Source organism: Intestinimonas sp. MSJ-38, from assembly GCF_018917925.1.
In the GTDB taxonomy this organism is placed as follows: Bacteria; Bacillota; Clostridia; order Oscillospirales; family Butyricicoccaceae; genus Pseudobutyricicoccus.
The window spans coordinates 17,209-27,856 of sequence record NZ_JAHLPO010000029.1; the positions used below are offsets into that span (position 1 = coordinate 17,209).

The window sequence follows — 10,648 nt, forward strand, 5'->3', positions numbered from 1 at the left end:
CGTGGCTTTTTGCACTTCTCAAGGGGCAAGTGTGCGCCAAAGGCGTGCATACAGCCCCTTGCAAAAACTCGAAAAAGTGGCCTAAGCCACTTTTTCGACACGCTCAAAGGGCTGACCTTTCGGTCAGCCCTTTTTTCATCCTCAGAAAGAGGAATTTTTACTGCACATACCCAGCTTCTTTCAGCAGAGCGATGGACTTCTCCAGGTTGGCGTCGGAAACCAGGACAACAGGACCGGTGCAGCCCATGCCGCTTTCGGCATAGATCTTGTTCTTCCACAGAACATTCACCGCATCCTCCAGGTCCATGATCTCGATGCCGGCGATGGCGCCGGTGACCACTTCCTTGGGAGGAGCCACAACTTCTTCCGCCGGGGCGGCCTGCTTGTTGGCAGCAGCTTTCCGCTCCTCCAGCAGCTTTTTCAGGCCAGCCTTGTTGGCGGCAGCAAACTCTTCTTCCGCAACCTTGAAGATGTTGCCCCGCACCAGCTGAGCAGCATACTTGATAGCGCCAGCGATCACAGGAGCGCCGGAAGCACGGGAGACGATCATGACCAGACGGTCATAGCCTTCGCCGATGCCCGGGCCATAGCCATAGCCCATGGCCTCAAAGCTGCCGCCGGTGGTGTAGGAAGAGAGCATCTTCACCATGATATTGCCGGTGAGGGAGTCTGTGACCATAATGTCAGGAGAGCCTACCAGCATATCGTTGCCGCGCATGACGCAGCCGCCGTCGGCACGGGAGGACTCGGCAAAATGGATATCATACCCATTTTCAGCCAGGGTCTTCAGAGCACCTTCGGTCTGACGGGCGCCGTCCACATTCAGGATGCCCACAGTGGGCTCCTTCACGCCGCAGGTCTTGGCGGCGATGATGCCGTAGATGGCATTTTTGATCATGCCTTCGATACGGTCAGTGGAAGAGGTGCCGGTGGTGGTGGCGATGAACATCTCCTTGCCCTTACCAGGGGTCACCACCCGGCCCACGGTGGAAACACCGATGGGGAACGGATAGTGCATGGTGACAGCAGCGTCCACTTCCTTGTTGGCCAGCATTTCTTCCATCTTCTTGTGGCCTTCTTCGTCGTCAGCCACTTTCACAGTGATGACGCCTTCGGCTTCCAGAGAGCCGATGTAATACACATCGATGCCCTCTTTGGCAGCCATCAGGGCGGCCTTCATGGCGTTTTCTTCGCCATGCTCACTGCCCATACCGGTGAGAGCTACCTTGGGGCGCTTGCCGAAGCTGCCGGTCTCCAGGCCCTGGGCGATCTCCATGAAGGTATTGGCAATGGTCTTTTCAATAAACTTAGACATGTTTCAACACCTCTTATTCGGCGTCAGCGTCAGCCATCAGAGTCTCAGCGAATTCCTTCATAGCCTTGGCGATCAGGCCCTTGACCTTCTCTTCGGAAACGCCTTCCTCCGCCTGGGCGCCGCTGTTGGGCTGAATGGTGAAGGAAACACCGTCAAACAGGTTGGTCATACGGCCCAGGAACAGAGAGCCCTTACCGATGATCATAGCCCGGTTGATCTTGCCAGCCAGGATGTCCTCACGGGCAAAGCCGATGTAAGGAGCGCCGGAGGGGATGTGGCCCTGTGTGGGAGCCCAGCCCACCAGACCGTGCTTGGCAGGGAAGGAAGCCAGTTCCTTCTTGTCCAGCTCGCCGTTCTTCACAGCCAGAGCGCCGATCATCTTGTAGTTGGCCAGAGGCACATCGCCAGCGCCAGCGGGTTTTGTGATGTCGGGGTTCTGCATCTCGGGGGAGAACTTGTCCACATCGGTGATCTTCAGGCCGCCCTTAGCCAGAGGAGCGGCAACCAGGGAACCGATAACATTCTGGGGAGCGGAGCCAGTGCCAACGCAGTGACGGCCCAGCATATCCAGGTTGATTTCGGGGTTGACGCCGTCGTTGGCGCTGATGACCACAGCGAAGCCGCCCAGCACATCTTCGATAGCGGGCAGACCCTTCTTCACATGGTCCTTGCCGTTCATGCCCAGCTTAGCGGTGCAGCCGCCAGCGGTAACGATCACGGTCTTGTAGGAGCCAGCCTTGACCAGAGAAGCAGCCTCGATCATGGCATGGGCCGGAGCAGCACAGAAGCCGCGCAGGTCAGAGCCGGAAGCGTTGACCAGGCCAGCCACTTCAGCAGCAGCCTTAGCGAAGTTGCCGCCGCCGCGCTGGTTCATATCGCCGCAAGCTTCCTCGGCGCAGTCGATGACATATTCCACATCGGCCTTGTCGATGCCGGCAGCCTTCACAGCGTGGAGCAGAGCCAGAACACTGGAAGCCTTGCAGGCGATGTTCTCGAACATAACATGAGCGGACAGGTTCACATCCACATCGTGAGCGCGCTTGACGCAGCCCACCAGGTTGCCCATGTGGTACAGAGGCTCAGCATGCTCCTCGTCCACCAGGCGCTTGATCTCGGCGCCGTCGATACCCTCAGCCACCTTGGCCATGATATCTTCGCCGATCACAGGGTCAGCAGCCAGCTTGTCCTTTGTGGCGCTGACGAAAGCTTTATCCAGATATACCAGCTCGAACACGTCGCAGACCTGCATCAGAACCAGGAACTCGTCCTGAGGCATGATCTCACCGAACTTGCCGTAGCGCTGGGCATTTTCCATGTTTTTACCAACCCAGGGCTGCTCATGTTCGGCCAGCTCTTCCGGCGTCATGTTGCCGATGTAAGTCTGGTTGGGCATGTAGGCAACCACATCTTCATAGGAACGAATGTGGTTGGGGAGCTCCTTCAGATACTCCGAATCAGGGTTGACGATCTTCTCAGTGGTCTGGGTGGTGCCGGCGTGGAGCACCATGTCAGGGGTGTGCACCAGGACATAACCCGCGCCTTTGATAACGCTGTTCATTTTGTTCACTGCCTCTCTACGCAATTTATTGTGGCCCCGAAGGGGCGCTTCTATGGGAATGGATCTTTCATGAACGGTATCGAGTTTTCAGCAGCCGCAATATATCCCCAAAGTCGTTCACCTCTTACTTTTTCCTTCGTAAGAGAGACAAAAGAAAATGGTGATATGGTGATTTGATCACCATATCACCATAGTTCTTAAATCTTAGAGATATTTGCAGTACTGTTCTCTGATACTGCTCATTTCGCTGACGATGTCGTCCACATCCAGAACCATCTCCATCATAGAGATCTGGTCCTCGTAGACCTGCTCATCAACTTCGGCTTTAATCTCAGGCTCGCAAATGTGATAAACCGTGAGTCCCAACGAGACTCCTGTCAACGGACCTGCGAAAGTGGGGTCGCCGGCTGTAACAGTCTCCGCGGCCAGGCCGGAAGCCTCGCCCTCGGCAGCGCCCAGCAGAACAACAATGTTCTCTGGGCCATACTGCTCAGCAAACTCCTTCACTCTCTTCTGATTTTCCAGGTCCATTGCACCAGCGGCGGTTCAGACGAAGCACTCCGTAGAGGAGAAGACTACTTCTGCGCCCGCAGTCTTCGCGCATTCTTCAATCGCGGGACCTGGGATGCCATCTCTATCGCCGATGATGATAACCTTCTTACCGGACAATATACTCATGGCTCTACCTCCTTCTCATAGATTTTTTATATGGACAGCTTTCGCTGCCCCGTTGAACGCTTCCCGGCTTTTGGCCGGGAGCGTTTAACGCAGGGACAAATCAGAGGATCAAGAGCACTTAGATGTGCTTTTTGATCATCTCTTCGATGCTCTCAGCAGTGCAGTCTTCCTTGACCAGCACATCGATCTGAGCACCGTTCTCATAGATCGCCATGACGGGCAGGCCCATGACCTTCTGAGCGATAGCCAGTCTGCGGGCCTTTGTGGTGTTCAAAGCGCAGAACTTCATCTTGTCGCCATAGGTCTCAGCATACTGATGCACGAAGGGCATCAGAGCGGCGCAGGGCACGCAGCCATCGCCATAGAAATCGACGAACACTTTGCCTTCGGCCTTCAGAACTTCAGCTTCGAAGTTTTCTTTTGTCAGCTCAACCATTGGAATATCCTCCTTGTATGTTGTGTAAAATTAGCCGAGGTACTTCTCGCACTGCACAGCGGCGATGGCGCCGTCGGCAGCTGCGGTCACTACCTGACGCAGGCTCTTCACCCGGATATCGCCAGCGGCAAACACGCCGGGGATATTTGTCTTCATGTTTTCATCGGTGACGATGTAGCCATGCTCCATGTTGACCTTGCCTTCGAAGACCTTAGACTGGGGATCGTAGCCGATGAACACGAACACACCAAAGGTGCCGTCTTCGGGGTTGGCCTCGATCTCCCGGACCTCACCGGTCTTGACATTTTTAACGACCATGCTGGTCAGAATGTCATCGCCCTTGAGCTCTTCAATGACGGTATCCCACATAAACTCCATCTTGGGGTTGGCGAAAGCCTTCTCCTGGATGGACTTGGCTGCTCTCAGCTCGTTTCTTCTGTGGATCAAAGTGACCTTGCGGCCGAACTTTGTCAGGTACATAGCCTCTTCCACAGCGCTGTCGCCGCCGCCTACCACATAGATGTCGAAATCCTCAAAGAAGTTGCCGTCGCAGGTGGCGCAGTAGGAAACGCCCTTGCCGGTCAGTTCCTTCTCGCCGGGGCAGCCGATGGGCTTGGGAGAAGCGCCGGTGGCGATGATGACAGTCTTGCCCTGATACTCGGCCTTGCTACCCTTGATCACCTTGATGTCGCCTTCCAACTCCACATCCACAACGGTGTCAAACACCTTCTCAGCGCCGAAGTGGTTGACCTGGTCCACCATCTTCTTGATCAGGGAAGGACCGGATTCGCCTTCCACAGCGCCGGGATAGTTTTCGATCTCGTCAGTGATGACGATCTGTCCGCCGTCCTTGATCTTCTCGATGACCAGGGTGCTCAGACGAGCTCTGCCGGCGTACAGAGCGGCAGCCAGGCCAGCAGGGCCGGCGCCGATGATGATAACGTCATAAACTTTGCTCATTTTCGATGACTCTCCTAACAATTATTCAAAAATTGTCTGCTCGGTCACTTCGGTTTCCAGAGCCTTCAGAGCCTTCTCAACCAGGCCACGGCGCAGAGCCTTCTCTTCGTCATGAGTCAGCTCGGGGTTGCCCAGAGGATGGGGGATAGCGATGGTGGGAACAATTCTGTTCGCGCCAACGGTCATGGAAATCGGGGTAACTGTGCACATATGAACAACGGGGATACCCGCACGCTCAATCTCTTTAACCAACGTTGCACCGCAACGTGTGCAGGTGCCTCACGTGGAGGTCAGAATTACGGCGTCAACACCGTCATTCTTCAACTCTTTGGAGAACTCTTCAGCAAAAGCCTTGGCGCTGGCCACAGCAGTACCGTTACCAACAGTGGAGTAGAAGTAACGATGCAGCTTGCCGATACGGCCTTCCTTTTCCAGATCCCGCAGCACATCAACAGGCAGAACGCGGTCGGCGTCCTCGTTGGCATAGACAGGGTCATAGCCGCCGTGAGCGGTCTCATAGGTGTCGGCCGTCAGATCCATCACGCCCTCGATGTCATACTTGCCATAGTGGGAAGCAGAGGAGGACTCGATGTGATCGGGGTTGCCCTTGGGAACGATGCCGCCGGAAGTAACCAGAGCGATGGTGGCATGAGCCATATCCTTCACAGCGGGGTTGGGATCGACGCGGTCGAAGTTGGGCATGGGGAACTCGGTGACGAACTCCTTGCCAGCCAGCTTCTTCAGCAGCATATCAACAGCGCGCTTGGAGCCCCGCTCCTTCTCGAAGAAGTTCTTGCGGATGCCGTTGGGCAGATAGCCTTCCTCAGCGGAGGACAGGATCTCTTCGCCCTTGGCCAGCTTTAGGGCCAGAGGAGCCATCTTCTTAACGGCGTCTCTCATGCCAGCAGCGCTGTTCTTGGTGGAAACGATATACACATCCTTGGCGTAGTCAGCGCCGGGATTTTCCTTGTACATACCGGTGAGCACGGGGATGCCCAGCTCGTCCTTCACAGCCTTTGTGATGTTGCCGCAGGCAAAGCCATAACGGCCAGCGTTAAAGGCAGGGCCAGCCAGGAACAGGTCGGGCTTCTGCTCCTTGATCATTTCCATGACGGTAGCAGTAGCTTCCTTGGTGTTCTCGCCGAAATAGGAGTCGCCGCAGACGATGGTAGCAACGATTTCAGCCTCATCGCCAAAAGCAGCCTTGAAAGCCATGCCGGGGCCGACAACTTCGCCGACTCTCAGTTCAGGCTTGTAATCAGCCATTTCCTCGCCGCCGATGTTGGCGAAGAACTGGTTGATATAATGGACAACTCTGATCTTGCTCATTATTCTCTTGTCCTCCTTCCGTTATCTGGCGCTCAGCTTGTTGAAGCCGAGTTCGTTGGTGGCGCCGGTGATAACCTGGAGCTCGGCGTCAATGCTGCCGTCAGCATTCAGGCTGCCCTCGTGGCCGCCAGCGATGATGTTGGCAACTTCGGGATAGCCGATGACTTTATCCAGCTTGGGCAGGTGGATGACCATGTTCGCGTTGCCGCCAGTGACAACAGCGTCGGCCTTGGGATCGGCGTCCGCCAGGGACTGAGACTTACCATCCTGGCCGGCATATTCGTCGGTGATGATAACAGTCTTGACGCCCTGCTCTTCGATCTTCTTGCAGTTCATGATCAGGTCGGTGTCGGGGTTGCCGAAGCCTTCCTGAGAAACAACAGCGCCGTCCAGATCCAGCCAGCGGCACAGCTTAGCGGTCCAGTCGGAGGAGCGCTGCTTGTCGGCCAGGTAGACGTTCTCGTTGGTCAGGATCATACCCACAAAGTTCAGGGTCTTGCCATGCTGAGCAAACAGATCCTTCACAACGGGGTTGTTCAGGTGATGATAGGTGGTGTTCTTATCGCAAGCGGACACGCAGTTACCGCTGAGGATAGCACCGTCCATGCCTTCGGTGGGGTTCATGATGGTGGACAGGGTGCGCTTGGCATCGACGCCGTACACATAGGTGTCGTGCATCAGGCCCTGGCTCTGCAGCATCTGAACATAAGCCACGCGGGGCAGGTTGGGCATCTTCTCCATGCCTTCCTTGACGCCGTAGGTCTCGAAGACTTCGGTCTCGTCGGGAGTGACATTCTTAGCCAGATCGCCCAGGAACTTTGCGGTCTTCAGGCCGGCAAAGCGAACAGCCTTCTCATGCTCGTGCTGATGCAGGCCATCCACAGGCTCGATCACAACCACCAGGTTGTTGGTCTGGGAGAAGGGAGTGTACTTAGCGCCCTCACCGCTCATATCGATGATACCTTCCTGGAAGGCCACGATCTTACCGGTGGTGACGACGGCGGAGCCGCGCAGCACATTGGTCTTGCCGCTGCCCACGGTGTCCACCTTGGAGATGACGCCGGGGAAGATGTCGCCGGGGCCCTCCACCTTGCAGCGAGGCTCGATCACATCCTTAACAGGCATGATGCGGATGCTGTCGCCGGGTTTTGCGATTTCCAGTTCAACTGACTTGATATTCTCGTCTTCCAGAACCAGGTTCTTGATATCCTCTTTGCACACATAGAGGACACCAGCCTCAACCTTGGACTGGTCGGCGAACTGAATATCATGGATATTGACGTATCCAAGTTCCAGTTTCAATTTGAGCACCTCCATAATTTAAATGTATATCAGTTTCTTAAAAGTTTTAAGAAATTGACCGATGATTGTGTTTACTGCATGGCCGAGGCCATGGCGTTGTCGCACAGGCTGCAATCGATGGTTCGGAAATCCTGCCGCATATTTTCCGGCATATTGGGGAAGCGCTCTTTGCCGAACTTTTTGCAGGCGATGATACACTCTTCGATGATCCGCAGAGACTCGCTGTCCATCTTCTTTTTGCTCTTGGTGAGGAAGATGGTTTTGTAGGGGGTCTCATTGGGCTTGATGCTGCCCGCCAGAGGATGGGTGAGGAGTTTATGGCCAGCGTGGATATAATCCCGGGTCATGCGCATGATCTCGGTGTATTTCACCGGATGGAATTCCACCGTCACCTGGGAAGCATATTTGTCCCGCACCATTTCGTTGTTGGTGATGATAAAGAAATCCGCCATGCTCTTCTCCTGTCATTTATCACTATTTTCGATAGAAAAGAAAGGGTTTATCGATTTTCCCGATAAAACGACTATTTCATGCCCATTCCGTTTTTATTGTACACCAGCCGGCGCATATTATCAAGGGAAATCAGCAGAATTGCAACAAAAAAAGCGACGGCCTGAAAAGCACTTGCTTTCACGCTGTCGCATTCTCCGTTTTCGAGCCTGAGAGATTCCAGCGGCCGATGGCCACTGTTGCTCCTTGGGCGCCTGCTGGCTTTTCAGAGTCCGGTCCACGCTCGGTCCTTTTGCCTGAAAGTTTCGCGCTGTTTTGACAGAACAGCACTTGCATCTTCGGCGCCCCAGAGGGGTCTCTCCCGATCAGTTTCATCCCGATTATTCAGTTCGTCTATATTTTAACACAAAGCACCGAAAAAGCAAGCTATATTTGCTGATTGCATTCATCGGTTTTTTGAATAAACTCTGGCGGGAGTATGTGGGAATCGAACCCACCTAAGCGGCTCCTAACCGCTATTACTGGTTTTGAAGACCAGAGGGCACACCAGCACCCATCTACTCCCATAGTAGTCCCATAAAAGCCGTTGCCTATGTTATCACAATCTTTTGTAAAATGCAAGGGTCTATGGCTCAATCTTTTGTCTTTTTCGTTGCCTTCCCTGTTTTTCGGAGTTATACTGAAAAAAAGCGCTTTGCGCACAGGGAGGTTTTGTCTAAAATGAAGCACAGTCTGCCTTACGACCACTATTACCGCTACCAGGAAATCGCCGATTTGCTCCACGGCTATGAAAAAGACCATCCGGAACTTTTCCAGCTGTCGGTCATCGGCCACACTCCCCAGGGGCGGGACATTCTGGCCTGCACCATCACCAACGCCGCCACCGGAAAGCCGGAAGACAAACCGGCCTATTATATGGAAGCCAACATCCATGCCGGTGAGGTCACCGGGTCCATGGTGGCCATCTACTTCCTGGACACCCTGATGAGCAACCTGGAAGATAACCGCATTCAGCAGATTCTGGACCGGTACACCCTGTATGTGGTGCCCCGTCTGTCCTGCGACGGTTCCGAGCACTATCTCACCACCGCCGACTATGTGCGTTCGGCTCCCCGGCCTTATCCCACTGAAAAGCGCCAGAGCGGCCTGCACAAGGGTGACATCGATGGCGACGGCGTGGCCCGGCTGATGCGGGTGCCCTCCCCTTACGGCGTGTGGAAGATCTCCCCCAAAGATCCCCGACTGATGGTGCGCCGCCGTCCCGACGAAACCGACGGGGAATTTTACAATGTATACCCGGAAGGTATCATTGAAAATTATGACGGCCTCCATGTGACCATGGCGCCCAGCGAGTTCGGCAACGACTTCAACCGGAACTACCCCATCGGCTGGCAGGACGAAAGCCAGCAGGCCGGGGCCGGAGCCCATCCCCTGTCCAACCCGGAGACTCAGGCCAACGCCGCCTTCCTTCTGGCCCATCCCAATGTGTGCTGCGTGGTGGATATGCACACCGCTGGCGGTCAGATCCTCTACACCCCTGGCTACAAAAGCGTCAAAGACGCCATTCCTCAGGATATCGCCCTTTACCATGCTTTGGGCAAAATGGGCACCGAAGAGAATGGTTTCCCCCTGCTGAACATCTACGACGAATATATGCCCGCTTCCGCTCCCCAGACCTGCGGCGGCTTTGATGATTTCTGCCACTTCCTGCTGGGTGTTCCCGCCTTCACCATCGAATGCTGGGATCTGGCCCGCCGGGCCGGGGTGGAAGAGCACTATCCGCCCAAGGAAAACCTCTCCCAGGAGGAAGAAGAGGAGACCGCCGTCAAATATCTGCGCTGGATGGACGAGAATCTGTCCCCGGAAGAAGGATTCCTTCCCTGGAAGCCCTTCCAGCATCCCCAGCTGGGGCCGGTGGAAATCGGCGGGGCTAACTACAAACAGGTTTCCCAGAATCCACCCATCAAATTTCTGGAGCAGGAGCTGGAAAAACACACCCGCTTCATCCTGCGGCTCATCCCCGCCCTGCCCCGGGTCTGCTTCGACCGGGTACACACCCAGGAAGTGGGCACCGGACTGTATCTGGTGGAGGCCGTTGTGGGCAACCGGGGTTTCATGCCCACCTATGTGTTCCGGGAAGGTCTGAAATACAAGACATTGAAAGAACTCACCGTCACCCTGTCCGGGGACAACATCCTGCTGCCCCAGAAGGACGCCTGCAAAAACATCGGTCATCTGGAGGGCTTCTCCAGCGTCAAGGCCCACAACGAAGGCATGGGCCCCACCACTCAGGAACAAGAGCCCATGCAGAAGAAGGTTACCTGGCTAGTACAGGGCCAGAAGGGCGAGACCATCACCCTCCTTTGCCAGGGCGGCCGCATCGGTAAAGTGAGCGCTCAGATTCAGCTGGGCGAGTAAATCTGCCTATCGACATTTTCGATCAATCCCATACCTATATATTATAATGTATCAAACACAAAAGCCTGCCGGATTCTCCGGCAGGCTTGAGCGTGTCGAAAAAGTGGCTTAGGCCACTTTTTCGAGTTTTTGCAAGGGGCTGTATGCACGCCTTTGGCGCACACTTGCCCCTTGAGAAGTGCAAAAAGCCACGCACAGGTCG

Annotated in this window: 9 protein-coding genes, 1 tRNA gene and 1 riboswitch; of the genes, 1 reads left to right on the top strand and 9 read right to left on the bottom strand. The window is 55.2% G+C overall.

Going from position 1 to position 10,648, the window contains the following annotated elements:
* Nucleotides 1-157: 157 nt before the first annotated feature.
* The 9 genes from grdD to KQI26_RS13540 all read right to left on the bottom strand — a co-directional run bounded on the left by grdD (nucleotide 158) and on the right by KQI26_RS13540 (nucleotide 8,593).
* Complete coding sequence (gene grdD, locus KQI26_RS13500) at nucleotides 158-1,315, bottom strand: glycine/sarcosine/betaine reductase complex component C subunit alpha (RefSeq protein WP_118426737.1); 1,158 nt, start codon at nucleotides 1,313-1,315, stop codon at nucleotides 158-160.
* A gap of 13 nt (nucleotides 1,316-1,328) precedes the next feature.
* Nucleotides 1,329-2,873 (bottom strand): glycine/sarcosine/betaine reductase complex component C subunit beta, encoded by a 1,545-nt coding sequence (gene grdC, locus KQI26_RS13505; RefSeq protein ID WP_118747017.1) that lies wholly within the window; start codon nucleotides 2,871-2,873, stop codon nucleotides 1,329-1,331.
* A gap of 204 nt (nucleotides 2,874-3,077) precedes the next feature.
* Nucleotides 3,078-3,551: a glycine/sarcosine/betaine reductase complex selenoprotein A gene (grdA, locus tag KQI26_RS13510; protein ID WP_118747018.1), complete on the bottom strand. Its 474-nt coding sequence runs from the start codon at nucleotides 3,549-3,551 to the stop codon at nucleotides 3,078-3,080.
* Nucleotides 3,552-3,669: 118 nt separating this feature from the next.
* On the bottom strand, nucleotides 3,670-3,987 hold the full coding sequence (locus KQI26_RS13515) for a co-chaperone YbbN (RefSeq protein WP_118426744.1): 318 nt from the start codon (nucleotides 3,985-3,987) through the stop codon (nucleotides 3,670-3,672).
* A 30-nt stretch (nucleotides 3,988-4,017) separates the two neighbouring features.
* On the bottom strand, nucleotides 4,018-4,947 hold the full coding sequence (gene trxB / locus KQI26_RS13520) for a thioredoxin-disulfide reductase (RefSeq protein WP_216504813.1): 930 nt from the start codon (nucleotides 4,945-4,947) through the stop codon (nucleotides 4,018-4,020).
* 21 nt (nucleotides 4,948-4,968) lie between these two features.
* Nucleotides 4,969-6,276 carry a glycine reductase complex selenoprotein B gene (grdB, locus tag KQI26_RS13525; RefSeq protein WP_216504814.1) on the bottom strand — a complete coding sequence of 436 codons (1,308 nt, stop codon included), beginning with the start codon at nucleotides 6,274-6,276 and terminating at the stop codon, nucleotides 4,969-4,971.
* Between the two features lie 21 nt (nucleotides 6,277-6,297).
* Nucleotides 6,298-7,578 (bottom strand): glycine/sarcosine/betaine reductase component B subunit, encoded by a 1,281-nt coding sequence (locus KQI26_RS13530; protein WP_216504815.1) that lies wholly within the window; start codon nucleotides 7,576-7,578, stop codon nucleotides 6,298-6,300.
* A gap of 71 nt (nucleotides 7,579-7,649) precedes the next feature.
* Entirely contained in the window at nucleotides 7,650-8,030 is a 381-nt protein-coding gene (locus KQI26_RS13535; protein ID WP_118426752.1) for a GrdX family protein, read from the bottom strand.
* Nucleotides 8,031-8,302: 272 nt separating this feature from the next.
* Nucleotides 8,303-8,402: riboswitch (glycine riboswitch) on the bottom strand.
* A gap of 94 nt (nucleotides 8,403-8,496) precedes the next feature.
* Nucleotides 8,497-8,593 (bottom strand) — tRNA-Sec (locus KQI26_RS13540).
* Between the two features lie 155 nt (nucleotides 8,594-8,748).
* Here KQI26_RS13540 and KQI26_RS13545 point away from each other — a divergent pair.
* Entirely contained in the window at nucleotides 8,749-10,446 is a 1,698-nt protein-coding gene (locus KQI26_RS13545) for a M14 family metallopeptidase (protein ID WP_216504816.1), read from the top strand.
* The last annotated feature ends 202 nt before the right edge of the window (nucleotides 10,447-10,648 follow it).